Annotated in this window: 22 protein-coding genes; 17 read left to right on the forward strand and 5 right to left on the reverse strand. The window is 65.8% G+C overall.

The window, feature by feature from the left end; translation table 11 throughout:
- Positions 1-165: 165 nt before the first annotated feature.
- Complete coding sequence (locus ACO06X_RS03515; protein WP_421838615.1) at positions 166-1914, forward strand: N-acyl-D-amino-acid deacylase family protein; 1749 nt, start codon at positions 166-168, stop codon at positions 1912-1914.
- On the opposite strand, the gene ACO06X_RS03520 is transcribed toward ACO06X_RS03515, so the two are convergent.
- The 3 genes from ACO06X_RS03520 to ACO06X_RS03530 are packed head-to-tail and all read right to left on the reverse strand — an operon-like array spanning position 1895 to position 4226.
- The gene (locus tag ACO06X_RS03520; protein WP_421838616.1) at positions 1895-3133 is read right to left on the reverse strand and encodes a serine hydrolase domain-containing protein; all 1239 of its coding nucleotides are present in this window, start codon (positions 3131-3133) and stop codon (positions 1895-1897) included. The genes ACO06X_RS03515 and ACO06X_RS03520 overlap by 20 nt on opposite strands.
- A 31-nt stretch (positions 3134-3164) precedes the next feature.
- The gene (locus tag ACO06X_RS03525) at positions 3165-3881 is read right to left on the reverse strand and encodes a TetR/AcrR family transcriptional regulator (protein WP_421838617.1); all 717 of its coding nucleotides are present in this window, start codon (positions 3879-3881) and stop codon (positions 3165-3167) included.
- 3 nt (positions 3882-3884) lie between these two features.
- A complete protein-coding gene (locus ACO06X_RS03530) occupies positions 3885-4226 on the reverse strand; it encodes a nuclear transport factor 2 family protein (RefSeq protein ID WP_421838618.1) in 342 nt (113 codons plus the stop codon).
- A 79-nt stretch (positions 4227-4305) separates the two neighbouring features.
- Between ACO06X_RS03530 and ACO06X_RS03535 the strand changes: the two genes are divergently transcribed.
- The 9 genes from ACO06X_RS03535 to ACO06X_RS03575 all read left to right on the forward strand — a co-directional run bounded on the left by ACO06X_RS03535 (position 4306) and on the right by ACO06X_RS03575 (position 13679).
- Positions 4306-5139: a M55 family metallopeptidase gene (locus ACO06X_RS03535; RefSeq protein ID WP_421838619.1), complete on the forward strand. Its 834-nt coding sequence runs from the start codon at positions 4306-4308 to the stop codon at positions 5137-5139.
- A gap of 99 nt (positions 5140-5238) precedes the next feature.
- Complete coding sequence (locus tag ACO06X_RS03540) at positions 5239-6177, forward strand: CPBP family intramembrane glutamic endopeptidase (RefSeq protein WP_421838620.1); 939 nt, start codon at positions 5239-5241, stop codon at positions 6175-6177.
- Positions 6177-7178 (forward strand): ABC transporter permease, encoded by a 1002-nt coding sequence (locus tag ACO06X_RS03545; protein ID WP_421838621.1) that lies wholly within the window; start codon positions 6177-6179, stop codon positions 7176-7178. The genes ACO06X_RS03540 and ACO06X_RS03545 overlap by 1 nt, the downstream gene beginning before the upstream one ends.
- On the forward strand, positions 7175-7993 hold the full coding sequence (locus tag ACO06X_RS03550) for an ABC transporter permease (protein ID WP_421838622.1): 819 nt from the start codon (positions 7175-7177) through the stop codon (positions 7991-7993). The genes ACO06X_RS03545 and ACO06X_RS03550 overlap by 4 nt, the downstream gene beginning before the upstream one ends.
- Positions 7990-8796, forward strand: coding sequence for an ABC transporter ATP-binding protein (locus tag ACO06X_RS03555; protein ID WP_421838623.1), 807 nt, complete (start codon positions 7990-7992; stop codon positions 8794-8796). Before ACO06X_RS03550 ends, ACO06X_RS03555 begins: the two co-directional genes overlap by 4 nt.
- Positions 8793-9584: an ATP-binding cassette domain-containing protein gene (locus tag ACO06X_RS03560; RefSeq protein ID WP_421838624.1), complete on the forward strand. Its 792-nt coding sequence runs from the start codon at positions 8793-8795 to the stop codon at positions 9582-9584. The genes ACO06X_RS03555 and ACO06X_RS03560 overlap by 4 nt, the downstream gene beginning before the upstream one ends.
- Positions 9581-11179 (forward strand): serine hydrolase domain-containing protein, encoded by a 1599-nt coding sequence (locus ACO06X_RS03565; protein ID WP_421838625.1) that lies wholly within the window; start codon positions 9581-9583, stop codon positions 11177-11179. Before ACO06X_RS03560 ends, ACO06X_RS03565 begins: the two co-directional genes overlap by 4 nt.
- Complete coding sequence (locus ACO06X_RS03570; RefSeq protein WP_421838626.1) at positions 11176-12705, forward strand: ABC transporter substrate-binding protein; 1530 nt, start codon at positions 11176-11178, stop codon at positions 12703-12705. The genes ACO06X_RS03565 and ACO06X_RS03570 overlap by 4 nt, the downstream gene beginning before the upstream one ends.
- Positions 12702-13679 carry an alpha/beta fold hydrolase gene (locus ACO06X_RS03575; RefSeq protein WP_421838627.1) on the forward strand — a complete coding sequence of 326 codons (978 nt, stop codon included), beginning with the start codon at positions 12702-12704 and terminating at the stop codon, positions 13677-13679. Before ACO06X_RS03570 ends, ACO06X_RS03575 begins: the two co-directional genes overlap by 4 nt.
- On the opposite strand, the gene ACO06X_RS03580 is transcribed toward ACO06X_RS03575, so the two are convergent.
- Positions 13676-14875, reverse strand: a complete 1200-nt coding sequence (locus tag ACO06X_RS03580; protein WP_421838628.1) for an amidohydrolase family protein — start codon at positions 14873-14875, stop codon at positions 13676-13678. The genes ACO06X_RS03575 and ACO06X_RS03580 overlap by 4 nt on opposite strands.
- Before the next feature lie 14 nt (positions 14876-14889).
- Positions 14890-17064: a TonB-dependent receptor gene (locus ACO06X_RS03585; protein WP_421838629.1), complete on the reverse strand. Its 2175-nt coding sequence runs from the start codon at positions 17062-17064 to the stop codon at positions 14890-14892.
- A 311-nt stretch (positions 17065-17375) separates the two neighbouring features.
- Here ACO06X_RS03585 and ACO06X_RS03590 point away from each other — a divergent pair, with 311 nt between their 5' ends.
- The 7 genes from ACO06X_RS03590 to ACO06X_RS03620 are packed head-to-tail and all read left to right on the forward strand — an operon-like array spanning position 17376 to position 25548.
- Positions 17376-17747, forward strand: coding sequence for a hypothetical protein (locus tag ACO06X_RS03590; protein WP_421838630.1), 372 nt, complete (start codon positions 17376-17378; stop codon positions 17745-17747).
- An 11-nt stretch (positions 17748-17758) separates the two neighbouring features.
- A complete protein-coding gene (gene kdpF / locus ACO06X_RS03595) occupies positions 17759-17848 on the forward strand; it encodes a K(+)-transporting ATPase subunit F (RefSeq protein WP_298167806.1) in 90 nt (29 codons plus the stop codon).
- Between the two features lie 11 nt (positions 17849-17859).
- Positions 17860-19566: a potassium-transporting ATPase subunit KdpA gene (gene kdpA, locus ACO06X_RS03600; protein ID WP_421838631.1), complete on the forward strand. Its 1707-nt coding sequence runs from the start codon at positions 17860-17862 to the stop codon at positions 19564-19566.
- A 30-nt stretch (positions 19567-19596) separates the two neighbouring features.
- Positions 19597-21594, forward strand: a complete 1998-nt coding sequence (gene kdpB / locus ACO06X_RS03605; protein WP_421839846.1) for a potassium-transporting ATPase subunit KdpB — start codon at positions 19597-19599, stop codon at positions 21592-21594.
- Between the two features lie 14 nt (positions 21595-21608).
- The gene (gene kdpC, locus ACO06X_RS03610; RefSeq protein WP_421838632.1) at positions 21609-22205 is read left to right on the forward strand and encodes a potassium-transporting ATPase subunit KdpC; all 597 of its coding nucleotides are present in this window, start codon (positions 21609-21611) and stop codon (positions 22203-22205) included.
- The gene (locus tag ACO06X_RS03615) at positions 22202-24865 is read left to right on the forward strand and encodes a DUF4118 domain-containing protein (RefSeq protein ID WP_421838633.1); all 2664 of its coding nucleotides are present in this window, start codon (positions 22202-22204) and stop codon (positions 24863-24865) included. The genes kdpC and ACO06X_RS03615 overlap by 4 nt, the downstream gene beginning before the upstream one ends.
- Positions 24862-25548 carry a response regulator transcription factor gene (locus ACO06X_RS03620; protein ID WP_421838634.1) on the forward strand — a complete coding sequence of 229 codons (687 nt, stop codon included), beginning with the start codon at positions 24862-24864 and terminating at the stop codon, positions 25546-25548. Before ACO06X_RS03615 ends, ACO06X_RS03620 begins: the two co-directional genes overlap by 4 nt.
- Positions 25549-25674 lie beyond the last annotated feature (126 nt).

Here is a 25674-nt window from a genome sequence, read left to right on the forward strand (position 1 = left end):
CGTCCGGTCTCGTTCGATCCGGCTGCCCGGCGGCACCTTCCTGCCGAAGATCAGCAGACTTCACCACAGACGCGAGCTTGCGATTCTCCTGCCTTGTGTCAATCAACATAATCGGATTATGTTATGGTAACAAAGCCGATCGGTTCGTCGGTACGGGAGAGTGGCATGGCCTTTGATTTGGTGATCCGCGGCGCAAATGTGGTCGATGGGACGGGCGCAGCGGCGAAAACCGCCGATATCGGCATCGCAGGCGGCGTCATCCGGGAGATCGGCAGGATTGCCGCGCACGGAGCGCGCGAGATCGACGCCGATGGCGCCATCGTCACCCCCGGCTTCATCGACGTGCACACCCATTATGATGGACAGGTGTCGTGGGATGGCGAAATGCTGCCTTCGGCCGCGCACGGCGTGACCACGGCGATCATGGGCAATTGCGGCGTCGGCTTCGCGCCCTGCCGCAAGGAAGATCGCGACCGGCTGGTCGACCTGATGGAAGGCGTCGAGGATATTCCGGGCACCGCGCTCCACGAAGGCATCCGCTGGGGATGGGAGACGATCCCGGAATATCTCGATGCCGTGGCTGCTGCGCCGCGCACCGTCGATATCGGTGTCCAGGTGCCGCACAATGCCGTGCGGCTGTTTGTGATGGGCGAACGCGCGCTTCGCCGTGAAGCGGCGACGGAGGAAGACATTGCCGCGATGGCGCGCATCGTGGTGGACGGGATTGCCGCAGGCGCAGTCGGCTTCACGACCGCCAACACGATCGGCCACCGCGATGCCAAGGGCAACCCGACCTATGCCCGCCATGTCGCCGCCGAGGAACTCTACGCCATCGGCGAAGCCATGGGCGCTGCCGGACGCGGCGTCATCCAGCTGTTCAATGATTTCTACCGCGAGAATCTCGACGATTTTCCCGAAGTGCTCGAACTCGCCCGGCGCAGCAAGCGGCCATTGTCGTTCACTCTGGAACAGGATGACTGGTGGCCGGAAGGCTTCTGGCAGGGGCTGCTGAAGGCGTGCGCCGGCGTCAACGCTGCGGGGTTCGAAATGCGCGCGCAGGTGGCGCCGAGGCCGCTGGGCTCGATCCAGACGCTCGCGGGAACCATCCATCCCTTCGTCACAAGGCCGACCTACATGGCCATGGCGCATCTGCCGCTCGCCGAGCGGGTCGCCCGGCTGCTCGATCCGGCGGTCCGCGCCCAATTGCTGGCCGAGCCCGATACGCCGCTCTCGCAGTTCGTCATGTCGGTAACGCCCCGCGCCGAGGAATGGAGCGCCGATGCCGTGGCGATGCTCAAGCGGATGTTCCCGCTGGGCGATGATGTTGACTACGAACCCGTGCCGGAACGATCGATCTGGGCGCTGGCGCAGGCACAGGGACGCGACCCGCAGGACGTCCTGCTCGACCACTTGCTTGAGAATGACGGTTATGGCCTGATCTACGTGCCGATCATGAACTACGGCGGCGGCGATTTTTCCGCCATCCACGCGATGCTGAGCGATCCCAACGCGATGATGGGGCTATCGGACGGCGGTGCCCATGTCGGCTTTTCCTCGGACGGTAGTTTCCCGACCTATCTGCTCAGCCACTGGGCGCGCGACAGAACCCGCGGGCCCCGCATCCCGCTTGAACGTGCGGTGGCTTTGCAAACGGGCATTCCGGCGCAGCATTTCGGCCTTGATGACCGCGGCGTGGTAGCAGTCGGCCGCAAGGCCGATCTCAATGTCATCGATTTTGCCGCGCTCGGCCTCGAAAAGCCCGAGATCCATGCTGATCTCCCCGCGGGCGGCATCCGCTTCCTGCAGGGGGCGCGAGGCTACATCGAAACGCTGCTCGCTGGTGAAACGGTCAGCGCCGGCGGCGCACTCACCGGCGCGCGACCGGGCCGCCTGATCAGGAAGACGCGGGGCTAGACGCGTTTGCAGCGATCACCGCCGCTGCCAGTTCCTTCAACATCGCATAAATGTCGTCGCCGTGGTCGCTGTTCTGCTGAACGGCGACTGCGATGCCGTGATCGAGCAGCATGGCGACGTTGGAGGAATAGCCCGGATAATAGCCGGAATGGCTGATGTAGCGGCCCAATTCGGGGCGCTTGGTAATGAACATGCCAAGGCCATAAGCTTGCGAAACGTCGGGTTGAGCCGCGCCGGGCAGCGGCAGGCTCGAATCCATCATCGTCTTGAAGCTCGCCGGCGGCAGGATCTGACCCTTGGCGAGTTTCCAGTAGAATTGCGCCAGCGCGCGCGGTGTCAGCGCAAGACCGCCGCCGGTATACTCCAGTTTCGGAGTGTGCCGCAGATGGCCAGCCGCATCGGTGGTGCGGCCAGTCATCCCGGCCATGGCGGCTAGTATGTCGCCGCGCGCAAATCCGGTGGCGAGGCCGGGAAGATCGGTGCTGGTGGCCGCAATCACATCGGGTGATTTCAGCCGCGAGAGGATGAGCCCGTCGAGCAGCTCGTAATAGCCCTTCCCGGTTGCCTTCTCCATCGCCAGCCCGGCAAGGTGATAGCCAAGATCGGAATAGCTGTGCCGGGCACCGGGTGCGAAAAGGGGCGGTTCATCGAGAATGAACGATAGCATCTTGCGCGGACTGTAACCGATATCGCGGCCACGGATGGCGTCTGTCGTGAAGGCCCACTGGAAATCCAGCTGATCGAGGAATTGCGGAAAGCCCTCGCTGTGCTGGAGCAGCATGCGCAGCGTGAGCGCTTTGGCGTTGGGTAGCCGCGCATACCAGGGTTCGTCGGCGAACAGCCGCGAAATCGGTGCATCAAGGCTGAGCTTGCCTGCGTCGACAAGCGCCATGGCGGTGGCAGCGGCAAAAGTCTTGCCGGTAGACCCCGACATCAGGCGGGTTGCTGGCGTCATCGGCCTTGCGGTTGCGGGATCGGCAAGGCCGCCGGCAACGGCAATGGTCCGCCCATCGGGCAACACCGCGGCAACCGAGACGCCCGGCGCGCGCTGGCCACCGACATGGCGGCGGACGAATGCCCGCAGCGCCTTTTCGACCGGGACGGCCGCAATCTGTGCGCTGGCGCTTGGTGCCACGATGGCGGCTGACAGCAGGGCCAGCAACTGCCGCCGATCCAAGGCCCCGTCGATCAATCCCATCATGTCATCCTGCGCTGTCATCGCAGGCACACTAACATAACAGAATTATGTTTCAATCGCTCTCGAAAGGCGCCAGAATCGCGTGACGCCACAGCGCGGTCTGCCGGGCGTTCCAATCTGCCGGTGTCTTCGCGAAGGGGGCAAGCGTAGGGTTGTTCCACTGAAACAGGTCCATCCCCAGATCCTCCATCGAATTGAGGATGAAATGCGCGAGATACGGCGCCGGCTCGATCGAAAGTCCGGCTGCAGCGCGTTCCTGGGCGATGGCGGCGCGAAACTTTTCGACAACGGGCTCGCGCGCCTTGATCCAGGCCGCATAGGCCTTGGGCCGCATGTTGATCACCTGCTGGATCGCGCGCGGCAATTGCTTGCTACGGTGATGATAGGACGATGAATCCTCCAGAGCGCGGGCGACCAGTTCGCCGAAATTGCTGCCCTGCAGTTTCTCCATGCGGGCATAGATGTCGCCGATCTCGTCGATAACCATTTCCTCGATGGCATCATCCTTGCCCTTGAAATGGAAATAGACCGCTCCCGTGGTCAGTTTGGCGCCGGCGCAGATGTCGGACAGATTGATCTCGGTAATGCTCCGCTTCATGGCGAGCTTGGCGATGACGCGCTTGATCGCCTTCCTCGTGCGATCACCGCGGTGTTCGGGTTCGGCCGCTTCAGCCACTCTCAATGGTCGCGCATTCATCGGTGATGCTGCTTTCCTGCCTGGTTCGAGAACCGCTCTAGGCCTTGTTGCAGCGGCGCTCAACTCTGCCAATCGTCAGGTCGCGACATCGGGAAACCAGACCTGTGCGATCAAACCGTCTGCGATGCGATAGATGGCAAGGGCATCGATAACCGCGCCAGTCGCGTGCAACGTGACCTGTTCGTGATCAACGACGAAATCATCCTGCACCATCCGGTTGCGCACCACGCAGGTGCGCGGCGAGCGCGCAAACATCGCCCCCCAGATCTCGGCGATCTGGCCGCGACCGGCTGCCATCACGGTTCCCGAAGGAATGCGCGTGCACACTGCATCGGCCGCGTAAGTGGCGACAAATGCAGCCGTATCGCCCCGGTTATAGGCATCGACCTGGGTATCGATGATATCGGTGATCGGCATGAACGGTGGCTCCTCGCCAAGGCGTCTGGTCAGGATAACATAATCCGTTTATGTTTACTGTGCCAAGCAGGAGTCTCATATGCGCCGTTTCTTCATCTGTGCCGATATCGAGGGTTGCGCCGGGGTCTCGGCGAATTTCGCACTGATGCCGGATGGCTGGGAATGGCAGGCGGCAAGGCGCTGGATGGCTGATGAGGTCATGGCAGTCGCCAATGCGGCGCTGGCTGGCGGGTATGACGAAGTGATCGTCGCCGATGGCCATGGCAACGCCCACAACATCGATCCTGCCCTGCTCCCTGATGGCGTCAGGCTCGTGCGATCCTGGCCGCGTCCTCTGCTCCAGATGCAGGGCATCGAACTGCCCGGCGTTGCCGCCACGGCCTTTGTCGGCTTCCACAACGGCATGCAGGGGACTGGCGGAACGCTCGCCCACACCTATCACGGCGGGGCCTATCGCGACATTCTGGTCAACGGGATCAGCATTTCCGAAGGCTGGCTCAATGCCGCGCTGGCCGGTGAACATGGCGTGCCGGTGGTGCTGGTCAGCGGCGATCAGGCCGCCACCGATGATGCAAAGCGCTACGCGCCGGACGCTGCCCTGGTCACGGTCAAGCAATCTCTCGGCTGGCGTTCGGTGCTCACCCCTTCCCCCGCCACCGCTTGCCACCAGCTTGCCGAAGAAGCCGCCGCAGCGCTCGCGAGGCCGCTGCCGGCGCTGTTCAGCCCTTCCGGGCCCTATGTCGTCGATTATGTCATGCTCAGCCGCAACGCCGCCGAAATGCTCGCCTATCTGCCGATCGTCCGGCAAACCGATGCGTTCACGGTGCGTGCCGAATTTGACACCCTCACCGAAGTGATGCGCTTCACCAGCTTCGCCATGCTCTACAGCCCGACCGGGGTGATGGCGTTCTGAACTGGGCAGAAAATAATTCAATTATGTTTTTCTTGCGTCGGCCCACGGGCTGCGCCAGATTGCGGCATTATCACGCCAAGCAGGAGGGAACGGCCAGCCATGCGGAATTTTGCCCAACGCCGCCCGGTGCTGGCCTTCTATCTGCTGGCCTTGCTGATCGTCAGCGCGGTCATGGCCTATTCGATCACCATGTTCATCCTGCGGCCGGAAACCGCCGCCGCGCTCGGCGCGCTCGCCCAGAACATCATGGATGGCCCGTGGTACATCAACCTTGTCACCATCGCGGTTGAAGTCGGCAAACAGCCGGTGTTGTCCGGCATCTTCATCTTTGCCGCAGCCCCTTCGATCTCCGCACTGGTCATCGCATCGCTTGGCGGTGGCGGCGGCCTGAAACGCCTGCTCTCACGCCTCCACCCTTTCGGCCCGGAGCGCAGCAGGGCGGATGCCTTGCTGCTCTACGCTGCCCTGCTCGGCATCTATGCAGCCGGATTTGCGGTATACGATTTCGTGGCCGGGCCGGGCGTCGATCCCTTTGACCGGCTGCGCGCCATTGGCGGCGGCGCGGTCTTTGGCGCAGTGATCGGGCTGTTCCTCGATGAAGGCGGGAGCCTTGAGGAACTCGGCTGGCGCGGCTTTGCCGGGCCGCTCCTGCAGGATCGCATGAAATCGGCCTGGCTGGCGGCGGTGCTGCTCGGCATCATGCACTGGGCCTGGCATCTCCCGCGCGAGATACCGGCCTTTCTCGGGCCGTTCGATCCCGGCATCTGGGTGGCCAACCAGACGGTATTCCTGATCCTGTGCATCGCGCTGTCGATCTGCGCCGTCTATGCGGTCAATCGCAGCGGTGGCAGCCTCTGGCCGGCGATCTTCATTCACGGCGGCACCAATGTCTGGTCGAAAGCCGTCGGTGATGCCGCCGCGCCGACGCTCGGCCTGATCGATCTGCGGACTTTGCTCGTGGTGGTTATCGCGCTGATGATTTCGGTCTTTGCCGGACGCCGTCTTGGCCGCGCCAACCCGCCGCTTCGCCCGGCCTGATGCTGGGCTTCATTTCTCGAAGACTCGGCTTTCTAGCGGTCGTGCTGCTTGGCGTGTCGGTGATCACCTTTGCCATCGCACATCTCGCCCCGGGCGATCCGGCGCGGCTGGTGGCAGGGCCGCAGGCATCGGCGGAAGCCGTCACGCGGGTCCGGCTCGATCTCGGGCTCGATCAGCCTGCTGCCGCGCAATATGCCCGCTACCTCGGGCGGCTCGTGCACGGCGATCTGGGCACGTCCAACGTCGATGGCCGACCGGTCGCCGAAGCGATTCTCGCCAAGGCACCGGCCTCGCTTGAACTGATGGGCGCCGCCCTGCTGCTCGCGCTGGTGGCCGGTATCCCGCTGGGCGTCGTGGCGGCGCTCCGGCGGAATGGCGCTGCCGATCGCACGGTGCGGATCATGGCAGTGGCCGGCGCGGCCATCCCGGCCTTCTGGTTCGGATCGATCCTGATCATCCTGTTCTACCGCGAACTTGGCTGGTTTCCGGCTTCAGGGCGATTTACCGGCACGCCGCCGCCCGCCGTGACAGGGCTTTTCACCATCGATGCCTTGCTGGCCGGAGACCTCGCCGGGTTCCGCACCGCCTGCGCGCATCTGGCCTTGCCGGTGTTCACCCTCGCGCTGCTCGATCTTGGTCTGCTTGCCCGACTCACCCGCAACCAGATGCTTGGCGTCATGGCGCAGGACTATATCCGCGTGGCGCGTGCGTCGGGCCTGCCGGAAGGGACGATCGTGCGCGTGCATGCCTTGCGCAATGCGCTGTCGCCGCTGATTTCTGTGGTCGCGGCCTCGCTTGCCGCGATGCTGTATGGCTCGGTATCCGTGGAAACCGTGTTTGGCTGGCCGGGCGCCGGGCAGTTCGTCGTCAGCGCCATCGGCAATCTCGATTTTCCGGTGGTGATGGGTTTTGCGGTGATCGCCTCGGCCGCCTATGTCGTCGTCAATCTCCTCGCCGACCTGTTGCTGGCCGCCGTCGATCCGCGGGTGCGGCTGGCATGATCCGCCGCTACCCCCCTGCCCTCGTTGCCGGCGCCGCGATCACCGGCTTCATGATCGTCGTCAGCCTTGCGGCGCCGTGGCTTTCACCATGGCCGCCGAACGTGCCCGATGTCGGCGCCATTCTTGAGCCCCCATCCTGGCGACATCCCGCCGGCACCGATGCGCTCGGCCGCGATATCCTGTCTCGCATCCTCTGGGGCGGTCGCGCCTCACTGGGGGTTGCCATCGGGATCGTCGCGCTGTCGGTCGGCTTCGGCGCTCTGCTCGGCGCGGCGGTGGCGCTGGCCGGCGGCTGGATCGATACGCTGGTCATGCGGCTGGTCGATATTGCCCTCTCGATCCCTGCCATCGTCGTCGCGCTTGCGCTTTCCGCAGCGCTAGGCCCCAGCCTTGGCAATCTGGTGCTCGTGCTCGGGCTGCTTGGCGTGCCCTTCAACCTGCGGCTGTTCCGCAGCGAAACGCTGTCCTTGCGCGAGAGGCCCTTCATCGCGGCATCGCGTGCCATGGGTGCAAGCTTCGCCGCGCTGCTCGGCCGGCATATCCTGCCCAACCTTGCGCCGGTCATCGTCACCTTTGCCTCAGCCGCGCTCGGCAGCGCGCTGGTGATGGCGAGCGCGCTGTCGTTCGTCGGTCTGGGTGCGCAGCCGCCGACTGCCGAATGGGGCGCCATGATCTTCGATGGCCGCACCACGATCATGTACGAATGGTGGTGCGCAGTCTTGCCCGGCCTTGCCGTCGCGATTTCCGCGCTCGGCTTCATCCTGCTCGGCGACGGGCTGCGCGACTGGCTCGATCCACGGCAGGAAGCGCGATGAGCGTGCTGCTGGAGATCGCGGATCTGGCCATCGCCTATGGCGACAAGCCTGCCGTGAAGGGCGTCTCGTTGTGGCTCGAGCCCGGCGAAATCCTTGGACTGGTTGGCGAATCCGGCTCGGGCAAATCGACCGTCGCGCTGGCGGTGATGGGGCTGTTGCCGCCCGGCTGCCATATCACCTCGGGCACATTGCAGCTTGGCGGACAGGACTTGCGGCAGCTGCCCCCGGCGGCATGGCGGGCGCTGCTTGGCCGCCGCATCGCCTATGTGCCTCAAGAGCCGATGACCGCGCTGAACCCGGTGCTGACGGTCGGCCGGCAGATCGATCTGGTGCTGGCCCACCATGGGCGCGGCGACCGTTCGGCGAGGCGGCGGTTGGCCGAGGATAGCCTCGCCGTGATGGGTCTGACCGATCCGGCGCGCATCCTCGCGTCGCTGCCGTCGCGCCTCAGCGGCGGCCAGTTGCAGCGCGTGCTGCTCGCGCAGGCCTTTGCGCTCGAACCCGATCTGCTTATCGCGGACGAGCCGACAACGGCGCTCGATGTGACCGTGCAGGCCGAAGTTCTGTCCCTGCTGACCGATGCCGCCGCCCGGCGCGGAACGGCGGTCCTGTTCATCAGCCACAATATCGCCGTCGTCTGGCAGTTGACGCAGCGGATCGCGGTGATGCGCCATGGCGAGATCGTCGAAACCGGCGCGACCCGCAGTGTCATCGCCAACCCGGCCACCCCGTACACAAGGCAGTTGATGGCTGCGCTTCCTGCGCTCTGTGCACCGCGCACACACCTTCCGGTGCCCGCGTGAACACGGTACTCGCGCTCGAAGGACTGAGTGTCACCTATCGTCGCCGCGCCGGGTTGTTCGGCGGGGCGACCGAGGTCAAGGCGCTCAGCGATGTTTCGCTGCATGTCGAGGCTGGCGAATGTGTCGGCATCATCGGCGAAAGCGGCTGCGGCAAGAGCACGCTGGCGGGCGTTGCCGCCGGGCTGATCGACGCGGGCGCGGGCCGGGTGCGCGTCGCCGGGGAGCTGATGCCGAGGCAAAGCCGGTCCCGGCCACTGGCAGCCCGCCGCGCGCTGCAACTGGTGTTTCAGGATCCCTATGGCTCGCTCGATCCGCGCCAGCGCATCGGCGCGATCATCGCCGAAGGATTGACCATCCATGCGCCGGCCAGCAACCACCACGATCTGGTCATGGCCGTGCTCGGCGCGGTCGGGCTGAGCAGTGATTTCATCGACCGGTTGCCGCACCAGCTTTCCGGCGGACAGCGGCAGCGCGTGGCAATGGCCCGCGCCCTCGTTGTCGAACCCAAAGTCATCATACTCGACGAGCCGACGTCCGCGCTCGACCTTTCGGTTCAGGCCCAGATCCTCAACCTGCTGCTCGATCTTCAGGCGGCTCGCGGCCTTGGCTATCTGCTCATCAGTCACGACATCGATGTCATCCGCCACTTGTGCCACCGCGTCATCGTCATGGCGGCGGGGCGCATCGTCGAGGCCGGACCGACCGCCGACGTGCTCGGCAATCCGCATATGCCCTACACGCAGCGGTTGATCGCTGCCGCTCCTTCGATCCCGGGGCTCGTCGCATGACTTTCGCTGCGCTTTTCGCCGATATCGCGCCGGATGCCCCCGGCTGCGCTGCGGCCATTGTCGAGGATGGCGCGCCTGTCTGGCAGGGCTGCTTTGGCCTTGCGAACACGGCAACGGGTGCGGCCATCACACCGCAAACGCGGTTCCGCATCGCCAGCATGACCAAGCCCATGGTCGCCATGGTCCTGCTGGCGCTGGCTGACGCCGGGCGTTTGGCGCTATCCGATTGCATCACGCGCTGGGTGCCCGAACTGCGGGCGGCGGAACCCCCGATGCTGGCGCAATTGCTCGCGATGCAAAGCGGTTTGCCCGAGGGACCGCCGCTGCACTGGCTCGTCACCGGCGACAGCGGGCGCGAGGGAGTTGGGCTCGACGCTGTCCTCGCGCTGCAACTGGCGCAGCGCAGCCGGATTTTTGCGCCGGGCAGCCGCACGGTCTATGCCAACAGCAATTACCTGCTGCTCCAGCTTGCTGCCGAGCGGGCCGCAGGCGCACCGTTGGCGACGCTCTTGCAGACTCACGTGTTCTCGCCCGCAGGGATGGCGGATGCCCGTCTGTTCGATGCGCCGACCGCCGCACTGGCAAACATGGCGCTGGCCCATGCCGTCACGCCCGATGGCTTGAGTGCCTGTGATCCGCACCTCGCCTATGGCGCTGCCGGCGGCATCGTTGCCTCGCTCGCCGACATGATCGCCTGGCTCCGCTGGCTGCAGACCAATCCGCGCGATTGGCGGGCAAGGCTTGGTGCCAATGTGCCGCACAGCGATGGCTCGCCAAGCGGCTATGCGCTGGGCTTCATGCGTCAGTCGCTGGGAGGTCGGCTGACGCTGGGCCATTCGGGCCAGATCAACCAGTGGGCGGGCGAGTTCCTGCTCGCACCCGATCATGGCAGCGCCGCCGTCATTCTCGGCAATCGCAGCGACATCAACTGGTTCGAGCGCGTCCGCGAATTGCTGACACTGCGGTGGGGCATTGCGCCAGACCCGGCGATGACACCCGGGCTGGCAATTCCATCGCCGCCCGAACCGCGGTGGACCGCGCTTTACGCAAGCGCGGAGCATGGCTTCTCGCTCAATCTTTCGGGCTGCCCAGGAGAAATCAACGTCGGTGGTCGGCGTATCCCGATGCAGCCAGATGGCCGCTATCGCCGCAACCTAGGGGTCGAACCGATCTGTTTCGAGATCGCAGGCGACCTGTCGTTCCCGCCCGCCTCGATCGTGCGGCAGGAAGGCAATATCCGGATGCAGCTTCTGCCCGCAGCCAGCGGCATACCGCCCGATCCGGCGGCGTTGCTCGGCCTCTATCGCCATCCCGATCTGCCGGAAAGCTTGCAGATCGGCCTGGATGGCGAAGGTCGGCTGCGGCTGCGGGCTGGACCGCTCTGGCCAGGGGGCGACTGGCTGCAACTGCGCTGGCTTGGCGAGCGATTCTACGCGGCAGCGGACAAAACCGGCTGCGTGCAGGACCCACATCTGCGCTTCGAGGACGGCGCGGTCATCGTCAGCTTTCTGCGGTTGCCCGGATTGCGCATGGCGCGCGATCCGGGCCCGGCGCCTGATTGGCCGGCCGATGCGCCAGCCCTCCTCCGCCCATGAAGCGTGTCCTCATCCTGTCTGCCGCGCTGGCCACCGGTTGCATGCCCGCCGCCAACCCGGCAGAGCGCGCGGCGACGCTGACCGTCGCCAAGGCCTTCACGCCCACCAGCCTCGATCCGGCGGTGGCTGCGGGCGCCAATGAAGCCCCGGTGCTCGATCAGGTCTATGAACAGCTGACCCGCCTCGATCCTGCGTCTCCGACAGCCGAAGCGGTTGGCGAGCTGGCGCAGGACTGGACTGTCGCGCCCGATGGACTTTCAATCGCCGTCCGCCTGCAATCCGGCCACCGCTTCGATGACGGCAGCCCGGTCGATGCAGGCGCGGTCAAGGCCTCGCTCGACCGGCTGGTGCGGATCGGCCGCGCGCCGGCTGGCAGCGTCGAATTTCTGGGCGGCGTGACAGTTACCGGCCCGCTGTCGCTGACGCTCCACCTCAAGCGCCGCTACGCCCCGGCGATGCAGCAACTGAGCCTTGTGGCGGCCTCGATCATCAACCCCAGAGCCTTTGCCGGCAACGACGACGGCAAAAGCTGGCTCGCCGATCACTCCGCCGGTTCGGGGCCATACCGCATCGCCGCCAATCGCCCGGGTGAAGCGATCGAGCTGGTGGCCAACCCGAAGGCGTTCCGCCCACCCCGCCAGTTCCAGCGGGTCGTCATCCGGGCGCTGCCCGATGAAGGCGTCCGCCGCCTGCTGCTCGAACGCGGCGATGTCGATCTGACCGACATCGTGCCGTCCGTGCTGGTGGATCGCTATCGCGCGCTGCCGGGTGTGGCGGTCACCACCGTCCCCGGCGGATCGTCGCTGAGCTACCTGCAGCTGAATGCCGCAAAGGGCCCGCTGACCGATCAGCGCCTGCGCGAAGCGGTCGCGCTCGCTGTCGATTATGACGGCCTCAGGCGCCAGATCCTGAAGGGTAACGCCATCCAGATCGGCGGCTATCTGCCGCCCGGCGCACCGGGCTATCGCATCGGCGAAACGCCTTCGCGTGACCTGCCCCGCGCCCGCGCGCTGGTACAGGCCGCTGGCTACAAGGGCGAGCCGATCGTGCTGCTGGTCGCGCTGCTCGGGCCGGTGGCGGAGTTTCTGCAGGCCAACCTCGCCGACGCCGGGCTGACCGTGCGCATCGAACGCCGATCACCGGGGGCGATGCAGGCGCTTCAGGCCAGCGGCGATTTCGGGCTGATCTACACCGGCTGGAGCAATGACACGCCCGATCCCGGTGCCATGCTCGATGCGCTCTATTCGGCGCGCGGTCTTGCCGCCGGCACCAATGGCAGCGGTATCGCCGATCCCGCCATCGATGGTCTGATCGACACGGCGCTCGCGAGCCGCGATCTTGCAACACGCGCCGCCGCCTATGCCGAGATCGACGCCCGGCTGCGAAAGGCGCGGCCCCTGGTGATGATCTTTGCCGCCAACCCGGTCATCGCTCACCGGGCAGACCTGATCGGGGTCACCATCGACCGTTGGCGCCCGTCGCTGATCGATTTTTCCGGCCTGTCGCGAAGGAGGCCAAAGCCGTGACCCTGCCCAATGTCTTCCGCACCGACACTGCCTTCTTTCCGCCTGTGCCAAGGCCACGCGCCGAGGGGATGCTGGCGGTGACAGGCGGGCATGTCGTGCATTGGGAGGAAACCGGTCCCGAAGAGGGCGTTCCCGTACTCGTCCTCCACGGCGGGCCCGGCGGGCAGATCAAGCCCTATTACCGCCGCCTGCTCGATCCGGCGCGGCACCGCGGGGTGTTCTTCGATCAGCGCGGCTGTGGGCAATCGGCGCCGTTCGGGTCGCTGGAGAACAATACGACCGCCGATCTGATTGCCGATATCGAAGCGCTGCGCGTGGCACGCGGTATTGCGCGCTGGATCGTCGTGGGCGGCTCTTGGGGCTCGACACTGGCGCTGGCCTATGCCCAGACGCACCCGGACCGTTTGCTCGGCCTGCTCGTCAGCGGCGTCTTTCTGGCCGATGCGGCAGACCAGCACTGGTGGTGGGAGGGCGGCCGCGCCGTGTTTCCAGAGGTGTTCGCCGCGCGCGACAGCCTGTTGAGTGAAGCCGAACGCACCGATCCGCGCGCTGCTTTCCTCAAGCGCATTCTCGATCCAGATTCGGCGATCCACGCGCCGGCCGCAACCATCCTCGGCCATGCCGAGGCGCAGACGCTCGATCTCCATGCACCGCCACCGCCCGATGAGCCTGACGCAATGGATGCAAGGGACATCGCTGCAACCCGCATCTTCGCGCACTTCGATCAGGCCGACTATTTCCTCACCCCCGGCCAGCTCCTCGCCAATGCCGCGAGTCTTGCCGCGATCCCCGGCGAAATCATCGCAGGGCGCAGCGACATGTGCACGCCGCCGCGCGCGGCCTGGGACCTCGCCCAAGCTTGGTCGGGATCTCGGTTGACGATCGCGCCAGCCGCTGGCCACCGCTGGAACGACGAGGCACTGGGCCGGGCTGTTGTTGCGGCATTACTGCGGCTGACCGCCCGCGCTGCCTAGCGGACGCGCCTGCCGGCCTGCCACACCGCCTTGATGCCGCCATCCCAGATGGCCGCCAGATCGCTGAGCGGATCGCCGTCAACAACGACGAAATCGGCATGGGCGCCGGGCGCGATGACACCCAGTTCGCCCGTCCGATTGAGCAGCGCCGCGTTGACGCTTGTGGCCGATCGCAGCACATCCACGGGAGCATCGATAGCGCCGCGCAGGCGAAACTCGCCCAATTGCCACGGGTGCAGGCCGCCAAGCAGATCGGTGCCGAAGCCGATGGCAACCCCGGCAGCGCGGGCAAGGCGCACCGCGTCCGCGCCGCGCCCGGCCACATCGGCGATCTTGGCCGCCGAAACTTCCGAAAGGCCAAACGCTTTGCCTTCGGCCGTCAGCGCTTCATAAGCGACCAATGTCGGCACCAGAAACGCCCCAGCGCGGGCCATCGCGGCGGCAGTCTCCTCATCGAGCAGATTGCCATGCTCGATTGATCGCACACCATTGCGGACGGCATGGATGATCGCCTCGGCAGTATAGGCGTGGGCCATCACATACGTCTGCCGGCCGCGCGCCTCCGCAACAATGGCGCGGATCTCGCTGCCCGAATACTGGCGCATGGCGATCGGATCGGTGGGCGAGGAGATGCCGCCCGAGACGAAGATATTGATCTGATCCGCCCCGCCCGCCAGCGTCTCGCGCGCTGCGAGGCGCACGGCCTCTACGCCGTCCACGACGCGCGACAGGTTGCCGATGGTGCCGCAGCTGCACGGCTCGCCCCGGTGGACGCGGCTGTCGCCATGGCCGCCGGTCTGCGAGAGCGCCCGGCCAGACCGGAACAGTCTGGGTCCGGGGATGAGCCCTTCGGCAAGCGCGCGCGCCAGCCCCCAATCGGCACCGCCCGCATCGCGCACGGTGGTAAAGCCGCGCCCCAGCGCATCGGCCATCAGCCGGGTGGCGTGGTGCGCCAGATAGCTCAGCGGCAATTGCTCCAGCGCCGGGGTATCGACGAGCGCTGCATAGGCATGGAAGTGCGCATCGATGAAGCCGGGCAGCATGGCTTTGCCGCCGAGATCGACCTCCTCGTCAACCGCCCCATCGTCACCGATCCCGGCAATCCGTCCATCGGAAACGGTGATGCTGGTGAACGGCGCATAGCCATCATCGACACCGTTCCAGATGCGCGCGTTCCTGAGCCGGGATCGGGTCATCGCGCGGGTCTCTGTCAGAACTTGGCGCGCGCCGATACTCCGTAGGTGCGCCCCTGCGCCCGGATCACCCCGGACTGGCCGTTGCGATTGCCGCCAAAGGCGATGTCGTAGCGGTCATTTCCGAGATTCTGGACAAAGCCGAGCAGATCGAATGGGCCAAAGTCGACACCGGCCGAAAGGTTGATCAGATTGTTGCCGCCGATGGCGAACAGGTTCTGCACATCCTGGAAACCCGACGACCGGTGGGTCCACGATGCGTTGAACAGCACGTCGATGCTCCGGGTAATCGGGCGGCGATAGGCAGTACTGAGCGAGGTGGTCAGCTTGCGCGCGGCGGGCAGTTCCTTGCCTTTGAGCGACACGCCATTGACCGCGCCATCGTTGAACTTGCCGTCAAGCACCCCGAGCGAACCGCTGATGGTCCAACCTTCAACGGGTTGGACCGACGCCTCGACCTCAAGGCCGAACGTCCGCGCCCTGCCGGCGTTGTCGAGATAGCCCTGAAGCCCGGGAGGTGCGGTGAAATCGAAGAAGGGCACCAGCACATTCTTCTGGGTCAGGTAATAGGCGCTGACACCCAGAGCGGCATGCACCGGGGCCACCTTGAAGCGGGCGCCAACCTCATAATTGACTGAAGTTTCAGAATCATAGTCGAGGTTCGCGCTCTTCGCGACGTTGAAGTTGTAGCCACCTGCGCGAAAGCCGGTCTGGATCTTGGCATAGGCCCGCACCGCCTCGCTCGGGCTCCACGAAAGCGTGGCGCCCGGCGACCAGTTGTTGAAAGTGCGCGTGCGCTTGACCGCCTGCGACGGTCCGACGAAGCCGATGAGCGTCGGGCTCGGCGTGAACAGGAAGTCCACGGACTTGTCGTCGCTGGTATAGCGCAGATTGCCGATCAGGCTGACCGTATCGGTAATCTTCCAGGTCGCTTCGGCAAATCCCGCCCAGCTCTTGACGGACTGGTTGTTGGCAATGCCAAGCGTGAACGGGGCAGCACCGCCCGAAAAGGCCAGCGAAAGGCCGTTCAGATCAGTCAGGATCGTGCCGGTCGCCTTGTCATTCAGATAGGTCGCGCCAACCAGCAGGCTGATGCCGTTCCAGTCCGGCGAGAGCCAGCGGGCTTCGGCAAAGCGGCTTTCGACATGATTGCGGCGTGTGCTGATCTGCTTGCCGAGCGACGACAGTGTCGGCGTCGGAAACAGATCGGTCGAGAGGTCGGTGTCCTCCACCCCGTCAAGGGTATAGTTGCGACCACCGCTGATCAGGGTGAACGTGCCAAGATCCGTCTTGATGCCCAATTCGCTCGAAACGCGGGTCGTATCGAAGCTGTTGGTTGGCTGGGTGTCGCGGCTCACGGTCTTGGCCGTTTCGCCTGCGGTCGGGAAGAACAGATAGGTGCCGGCAGTTTCGCCTTCATTGTGCTCGGCCACGATCCGCAGCGAGATCTTGTCGGTAAGGTCGAACTTGCCAACGATGCGGCCACCCTCGGTATCGTTCGCATCGAGATATCGTTTGGTGACTGGATTGAAGTACTCGCCCTTGTTCTGCTTGAATTTCCACCCCGAGACGCGAATGCCGACCCCATCGGTGAGCGCCGCATTGACGATGCCGCGCAGTTCATAGCGGTCGAATGTGCCGTAGGTGCCCTGCAGGCTGGCACCCCATTTATCATCGGGGTTCTTCGAAATCACGTTCACGGCGCCGCCGACGGCGTTGCGGCCATAGAGCGCGCCCTGCGGTCCGCGCAGCACTTCAACCCGTTCGAGGTCGAAGAACTGGGTGGGATAGCTGATGAAGCCGCTCGAGTAGATTTCATCGACATAAGTGGCAACGCCCGGTTCGGCGAACAGGGTCGGCGTACCAACCCCGCGGATGCTGAAATCGCGCGCGGTGCCGGCGTTGTTCTCCTGCAGGAATGCGCTCGGCGTGAGGCTGAGCAGGTCGCGCGCATCGAACAGGCGAAGCTTCTCGACTTGCGCATTGCTGACTGCCGAGACAGCGCCCGGTACATCGAACAGCCGCTCCTCGCGCTTGCGGGCCGTGACGACGATCTCGGACGCGTCAGGGCTTGCCGCTGCGGGCGCAGCTGACTGGGCCAGTGCGGCACCAGGCATCGCGCCTGCCACGATTCCGGTCGATATGGCCCAAGCCGCTGTCCGGCAGGCGCTCTGCGTCCACACTGACTTCATGATCTCAAACTCCCGCTGCCGCCGGATCCCCGACACTCCCCAACAACTGCAAACATAATCTGATTATTTTATAATCGATGTCAATGACCGGCATTTGCGCATTTCCCGGAAGCTGCGGATTTCGGGCAACAGGATCGCGCAAAACCACCGGCGTCGCCTGCTTGGCGGCCTGCCGAATGCGTTCCGAATCGGCCTGCCCAGGGGGTCCTCGATGGTGGCCCTTATGGATTCTTTATGCGGCGCGTCCGACCTTGCTCTGGAAACTTAATGCCCGTTCGCCGCAACGCTGCACCGAACGAACGGAGCATGCCATGAACCTTCAGCCACTTGTCGCGCGGGATCATCCCTTGTCGCGCTGGATGGATTGCGGACTGCGCGCGGCGGGAGCCCTTGTTCTGGCGCTACTGGGGCTCGTCGCGACACGCGTGGGACGCGTGCCCGAGCAGCAGATGGCGAGCCCGGCCGGTTTCGGGTTCGCCACGCTCGCAGTCTTGCTGATCTGGACCGGGCTCGCCTTGCTGGTCGGCGGCGCGGAATGGTTCCGCCCCCAAGCGATGCCTCCGCGCCCCCTGTTTCCCCCTTCGGAAAGCAAACAACCCATGACCGACCTCCTCTGGATCGGCGTCCTTGCCGGTCTCACCCTGCTGACCACCGCATTTGTCGCGCTCTGCGAACGCGCCTGAGGATCTCCGCAATGCCTTTGCCCGAACTCATCGCTGCGCTGACCGCGGCGGGACTGCTTGTCTATCTCGTGGTCGTGCTGCTGCGACCCGAGCGTTTCTGAAGGAACCGGCCATGACGACGTTTGCAGGCTGGCTCCTGATCTTCGGCTTCACCGCGCTTGTCGCACTGCTCGCCAAGCCTTTCGGGCTGTGGCTGCACGCCATCTACGAAGGGCGGCGAACCCTGCTGCATCCCGTGCTCGGCCCGCTTGAGCACGGGTTCTACCGCTTGTCTGGCGTAGACCCGCAGCGCGAGCAGGGTTGGCGCGTCTACGCGCTCCACCTGCTCGCCTTCCAGGTGGTGACGGCCTTGTTCACCTATGCCGTGCTGCGCCTTCAGGGCGTGCTTCCGCTCAATCCGCGCGCCCTGCCCGGGCTCGGCGCGGACGGCGCTTTCAACACGGCGATTGCCTTCGTCACCAACACCAACTGGCAATGGTATTCCGGCGAGGCGGCGCTTTCGAACCTCAGCCAGATGCTGGGGCTGACGATCCACAACTTCCTTTCGGCCGCGACCGGCATCGCCGTGGCCTTTGCGCTGTTCCGCGGCTTTGCGCGCACTGAAACCCGAACCGTCGGCAACTTCTGGGCCGATCTTGTGCGGGTGACGCTCTATATCCTGCTGCCGGCGTGCATCCTCTATGCGGTGTTCCTCATCGCCAGCGGCGTGCCGCAGACGCTGGCGAGCACGGTCGATGCCGCGACCCTCGAAGGCGCGCGGCAGACTATCATCGTGGGGCCGGTCGCGTCGCAGGAAGCCATCAAGATGCTCGGGACCAACGGCGGCGGCTTCTTCAATGCCAACTCAGCGCATCCCTTCGAAAATCCTGGCGCGCTGACCAATCTCATGCAGATGCTGTCGATCTTCGTGCTGGGCGCGGGCCTCACCTGGTGCTTTGGCAAGGCGGTGGGCAACACGCGCCAGGGCTGGGCGGTGCTCGCGGCGATGCTGGCGCTGTTCCTTGCGGGTGCATCGATCGCCTATTGGCAGGAAGCCGTGGGCGGCCCGGTGCTCCACCATCTCGGCATTGCCGGGGCCAACATGGAAGGCAAGGAAGTGCGCTTCGGCATCGCTGCCAGCGCGCTCTTCGCAGCCGTCACCACCGCGGCATCCTGCGGGGCGGTCAACGCCATGCACGACAGTTTCACCGCGCTCGGCGGCCTCGTTCCGCTGTTCAACATCCAGCTTGGCGAAATCGTCATCGGCGGCGTCGGCTCGGGCATCTATGGCTTCCTGCTTTTCGCCCTGCTCGCGGTTTTCATCGCGGGCCTGATGGTGGGCCGCACGCCCGAGTACGTCGGCAAGAAGATCGAAGCGCGCGAGGTAAAGCTGGCGGTGCTGGCGATTGCCGTGCTCCCGCTGTGCATCCTCGGCTTCACCGCGATTGCCGCGGTGCTTCCCGCAGGCCTCGCCGGGCCGCTCAACAAAGGGCCGCACGGCTTCTCTGAAATCCTCTACGCCTTCACGTCCGCTACGGGCAACAATGGCTCGGCCTTTGCGGGCCTCTCGGCGGGGACGCCGTTCTACAACGGCCTGCTCGGTGCGGCGATGTGGCTTGGCCGCTTCTTCGTCATCGTGCCGGTGCTGGCCATCGCTGGCAGCCTTGCGGCCAAGAAGTACACGCCCGCCAGCGCTGGCTCGTTTCCCACCACCGGCCCGCTGTGGATCGCGCTGCTGATCGGCACGATCCTGCTGGTCGGCGGTCTCACCTTCCTGCCCAGCCTCGCGCTTGGCCCGGTCGCCGATCACGTGACCGGGCTTGCCGGCACGACCTACTGAGGACCACCCCCCGTGTCCCATCCCACATCGATGTTTTCGGCTGAACTCATAGCTCCGGCGCTCGGCGATTCCGTCCGCAAGCTTGCCCCGGCGCAGCTCGTGCGCAATCCGGTGCTGTTCACCACTGCGGTGGTTGCGCTGCTGCTCACCGTGCTGCTTGCCGTCGGCGATAACGGGCTTTCGCTGGCGTTCCAGATCCAGCTGATCGTCTGGCTCTGGCTGACCGTGCTCTTCGGCACGTTCGCCGAAGCGCTCGCCGAAGGACGCGGCCGGGCGCAGGCGGCCTCGCTGCGGGCCACCAAGTCCGATCTCGTCGCGCGGCTACCCGATGGCACCAGCGTTCCGGCAGCCCGGCTCAAACGCGGCGACACCGTGGTGGTCGAGACCGGCGATCTCATCCCGGCTGACGGCGAAGTCATCGAAGGCGTTGCCAGCGTCAACGAAGCCGCCATCACCGGCGAAAGCGCGCCGGTGATCCGCGAGGCGGGCGGCGACCGCTCGGCCGTCACCGCCGGCACGCGCGTCATTTCCGACCGCATCGTGGTGCGGGTGACGCAGGAACCGGGTCAGGGCTTCCTCGACCGCATGATCGCGCTCGTCGAAGGCGCGGAGCGGCAGAAGACCCCCAACGAGATCGCGCTGACGATCCTGCTGGCGGGCCTCACCATCATCTTCCTGATCGCGGTCACGACCATTCCGGCCTTCGCCGCCTATGCCGGGGGACGCGTACCCGTCGCGATGCTGGCGGCACTGCTCATCACCCTGATCCCCACCACGATTGCCGCGCTGCTCTCCGCCATCGGGATCGCCGGGATGGACCGGCTGGTGCGCTTCAACGTGCTTGCCAAGTCGGGCCGCGCGGTGGAGGCGGCGGGCGATGTCGACGTGCTGCTGCTCGACAAGACCGGCACGATCACCATCGGCGACCGGCAGGCGAGCGAGTTCGCGCCGCTGCCCGGAGTGCAGGCGGATGCCCTCGCTCAGGCCGCTTTGCTCGCAAGCCTTGCCGACGAGACGCCCGAAGGCCGCTCGATCGTCCGGTTGGCCCGCGAGGCGTTTGGCCTTGCCGAAACTGCCCTTCCCGCCGGCGCCGAGGTCATCCCGTTCACCGCGCAGACCCGCCTGTCCGGGCTTCGGCTCGGTACGCGGCTGGTGCAGAAGGGCGCGGTCGATGCGGTGCTGCGCGCCAATCCGGCAGCGGCTGAAACGCCTGCCGGAGAGGCCCTGCGCCGCGCGTCCGACATGATCGCGCGGCAGGGGCAGACCCCGCTGGCGGTGGCCGATGGCGGTGAACTGCTCGGCGTCATCGCGCTGAAGGACGTGATCAAGGCCGGGGTGCGCGAACGGTTCGGCGAATTGCGCCGGATGGGCATCCGCACCGTGATGATCACTGGCGACAATCCCCTGACCGCCGCAGCCATCGCGGCGGAAGCCGGTGTCGACGACTTTCTCGCCGAGGCCACGCCCGAGGACAAGCTCGCGCTCATCCGCAAGGAACAGCAGGGCGGGCGGCTGGTCGCGATGTGCGGCGACGGCACCAACGATGCGCCTGCGCTTGCGCAGGCCGATGTCGGCGTCGCCATGAACACCGGCACCCAGGCGGCGCGCGAGGCTGGCAATATGGTTGATCTCGATAGCGACCCGACCAAGCTCATCGAGATCGTCGGGCTCGGCAAGCAGCTGCTGATGACCCGCGGTGCGCTCACCACGTTCTCCGTCGCCAACGATGTCGCCAAGTATTTCGCGATCATCCCGGCCATCTTTGTTGCGCTCTACCCCGGTCTCGGCGTGCTCAACGTGATGGGTCTGGCGAGCCCGCAAAGTGCGATCCTTTCGGCGATCATGTTCAATGCGCTGATCATTCCTGCGCTGGTGCCGCTGGCGCTCAAAGGCGTGAAGTACACACCCATGGGCGCAGGCCCCCTGCTGGCGCGCAACCTTTCCATCTACGGCCTTGGCGGCCTCGTCGCGCCCTTCGCGGGCATCAAGCTGATCGATCTCGCCGCCGTGTCCTTCCATCTCGTCTGAGAGGTACTGGTTCCATGCTCAAGGACATTGCTTCCACCCTGCGACCAGCCATCGTGATGACCGCCCTGTTCGCGCTGCTGCTGGGCCTCGTCTACCCGCTGGTGCTCACCGGCATCGGACAGGCCCTGTTCCCCGCGCAGGCCAATGGCAGCCTGATCCGCAGCGGCGACCGCGTGATCGGCTCTTCGCTGATCGGCCAGACCTTCACCAGCGATCGCTACTTCCATGGCCGCCCTTCAGCCGCAGGCAAGGGTTATGATCCCACCGCGTCGTCGGGATCGAATCTCGGCCCTGCCAGCGCAGCCCTAGCCGACCGCGTACGCACCGATCTTGCCACACTCCGGTCCTCACCAGATTCCCCCGTTCCTGCCGATCTGGTGACCACTTCCGCCTCGGGGCTCGACCCCCATATCAGCCCCGAGGCGGCTTTGTTCCAGGCCGCACGCGTCGCTGCGGCGCGGAAGTTGAGCCTGGCGGAGGTTGAGGCGCAGGTTGCGGCGCACACGCAGAAGCCGCTCTTTGGCGTGTTCGGAGAGCCGGTGGTCAACGTGCTGGAACTCAACCTGGCGCTCGACTCCCTGCCCGCGCGCGGTGCATCATCGAAGCGGTGAACGAAGCCCGCCCGGATCCCGATGCCCTGCTGCGCGCCGCGCAGCGCGAGGGACGTGGCCGCCTCAAGGTTTTCCTCGGGGCGGCTCCCGGCGTGGGCAAGACGTTCGAGATGCTGAGCCGCGCCGCCGAACGGCGCGACAGCGGCGTAGACGTGGTTGTCGGCGTGGTCGAGACCCATGGGCGGGCGGAAACGGCGGCCCGGCTGCGCGGGTTCGAAGTCCTGCCGCGCGCGCGGTTCGAGCATCGCGGCCAGACGCTTGAGGAAATGGACATCGATGCCATCCTCGCGCGGCGGCCGGCGCTCGTGCTGGTCGACGAGCTGGCGCATACCAACGCACCGGGCAGCCGGCATGACAAGCGCTGGCAGGATGTCGAGGAATTGCGGTCCGCCGGACTCGATGTCTGGAGCACGCTCAATATCCAGCATCTGGAAAGCCTCAACGATCTGGTCGCCTCCTTCACGCGGGTCCGCGTGCGCGAGACCGTGCCCGACCGCGTGCTCGATTCTGCGGAGATCGAGGTTGTCGACATCCCGCCCGACGAGCTGATCGAGCGGCTGCGCGAGGGCAAGGTCTATGTCCCCGAAGAGGCCAGCCGCGCGCTTGGCCATTTCTTCTCCAAGTCCAACCTTTCGGCCTTGCGCGAACTGGCGCTGCGCCGCGCCGCGCAAGTGGTCGATACGCAGATCCTCGAACTGGTTCGCGCGCAGGCGCTCGGCGGGATCTGGGGTTCGGGTGAACGCATCCTCGTCGCCCTGAGCGAGCAGGAATCGGCGGCGGAACTCGTCCGCGCCGGGCGCCGGATGGCCGATGCGCTCCATGCGCCATGGACCGCCGTCCACATCGAGACGCCCCGCTCGCTGCAACTGGGCGACGGCGCACGCAAGACGCTGGCCGACGTCCTGCATCTCGCAACCCAGCTTGGCGCAGCGGTGGTGACGATCCCCGCCTCTTCGGTCACGGAGGGGCTCAAGCTTGCAGTCGCCGAAGCGCGGGCGACGCAGCTCTTTGTCGGAAAGACCGCCCGCTCGCGCTGGTTCGAGCTGCGCCACGGTTCCGTGGTCGACAGGCTGGTGCGTGAAATGCCCGGAATTGCGGTCCATGTCCTCCCGCTTGGCAACGCGCCTGAGGTGAGCAGGCCCGGCACCGGGACAGCGACCCACTGGGGCCTGCCGCGCCACTATGCCATCGCCTTCGCTCTGACCGGTCTGGTCACGGCCTTGGGGTCGTACATTGCCAGCCTTGGCTCGATCACCAATGTCGCCTTGCTCTATCTGCTGCCGGTGATGGCGGCGGCCACGCGGTTCGGCTTGCGGCCGGCCCTGGCGACCGCGGTGGCTTCATCGCTCGCCTACAATTTCTTCTTCATTCCGCCGCTCTACACATTCACCATTTCCGACCCGCAGAACCTGATTACCGTGCTGGTGCTGCTGGGCGTTGCCGTGGTGGCGAGCCAGATTGCCTCGCAGACGCGCGATCAGGCAGAGCTTGCGCGCGCGAGCGCGCTGCAGAACTCCACGCTGGCCGGATTTGCCCGACAGTTGACCGGGGTGAGCCAGCGAACCGAACTCGGGATGCTCCTCTGCGGCGAAACGGCCCGCGTGTTCGATGCCCACACAGTGCTGCTGCGCCCAGCAGGGGGCGAGCTCGCGGTCGAGGCGTCCTTGCCGGGTAATGTGCAGATCGCACCGATCGAAATGGCAGCGGCGCAGTGGGCGTTCGCCCAGGGCCGCCCGGCCGGCAACGGTTCCGATACGCTGACCGCCTCGGAATGGAGTTTCCATCCGATCGCCTCGGGCGAACGCGTCCATGCGGTGATCGGTCTGGCCCGCCGCGATGCGGGGCGGCCCGTGCGGCCGGACCAGCTGCCGCTGCTGTTGTCCCTCCTCGATCAGGCGGGCCAGACCCTAGAACGCATCGCTCTCGAAGAGCAGATGACGGACGTCGCCCAGATGCGCGAGCGTGATCGGCTGCGGGCAGCCTTGCTCTCCTCGGTCGGCCACGATCTGCGCACGCCGCTCACCGCCGTTGTGGGCCTGCTGGCCGAGATCGAACCCGCAAGCGCCGTGCAGCGCGAACAGATCACCCAGGCGCGCGGTGAAGCCGAGCGGGTCAACCGCTTCGTCGCCAACCTGCTCGATATGGTGCGGATCGAAGCGGGCGCTCTCCAGCAATCGCTCGAGCCGGTGGATCTCGCCGAGGCGGTCTCGGCCGCCGCCCATGATCTGCGCCGCGTGCTCGATGAGCACCCCGTCGAGATCGCCATTCCGCCGAGCCTGCCGCTTGTCCGCATCGATCCCCGGCTCTTCCATCACTGCCTGATCAACCTGATCGACAACGCGGCCAAACATGGACCGGCAGGCACACCGATCCGCATCGCCGCACAGCGCAGGCCCGATGGCATCGAGATGGATATCTGCGATGCCGGCCCCGGCATTCCCGCTGGGGAGGAGCTGCGGATATTCGATTCCTTCACCCGGCTCGATGGGTCTGATCGCAAGGGCGGGACCGGGCTTGGCCTGGCCATCGTGAAGGGCTTTGCCGAAGCGATGGGCCTCAAGGTCAGGGCCGAGAACAGACCGAACCACACCGGCGCCCGTTTCGTGATCGGATTTCCGGCCGCGATCATCAGCCCGATTGCCGCAGAGGACCTCGCATGACCGGGACAACGGTGGTTCTTGTCGTGGACGACGAAGCCTCGATCCGCCGCTTGCTAAGGCGGGCGCTCGAGCGGCAGGACTATCGCGTGGTCGAGGCCGGCAACGCCCGCGAGACATTGGCCGCGCTCGCCATTGATCACCCCGAAGTGGTGCTGCTTGATCTTGGCCTCCCCGATCGGGACGGCCTGGAGCTCGTGCCGGTCATCAAGCGCACGGGCACAGCCCTGCTGGTGGTGTCCGCGCGCGATGCCACGGAAGAGAAAGTCGCTGCGCTCGACCTCGGTGCCGATGATTACATCACCAAGCCATTCGACACCGAAGAAGTCACCGCGCGCGTCCGCACCGCCCTGCGCCACCGGGCCCGCCGCGAGAACGCCAACGAGGAGACCGTGAGGACGGGTGATCTGGAGATCGACTTCGCCGTTCGCCGGGTGACCAAGGGCGGCAACGAAATACATCTCGCACCGAAGGAGTACGCCGTGCTGACCGAACTGGCGCGAAACGCCGGCCGCGTCGTTACGCATGCCCACCTCCTGCGCAAGATCTGGGGTCCGGCCCATGAAGCCGATCTGGAATACTTGCGGGTGACGATCCGTGCCATCCGGCGCAAGCTGGGCGAGGAGGTGCAATCCTCCTGTATCCGCAACGAACCGGCAATAGGGTATCGGCTGATTGCCGGTTGAACGGGATCTGGAAGCGGCGGGATCAGCAGGGCGTTGCATGTGCGCGGCACGGTGCGACGCTAACCGGAAGGAAAACGTCGGCAGTGTGTGTTAACCAACCCCGTTCCTTGATTGCATGAATGCCAA

This window comes from Novosphingobium sp. (assembly GCF_965229225.1).
GTDB lineage: Bacteria > Pseudomonadota > Alphaproteobacteria > Sphingomonadales > Sphingomonadaceae > Novosphingobium.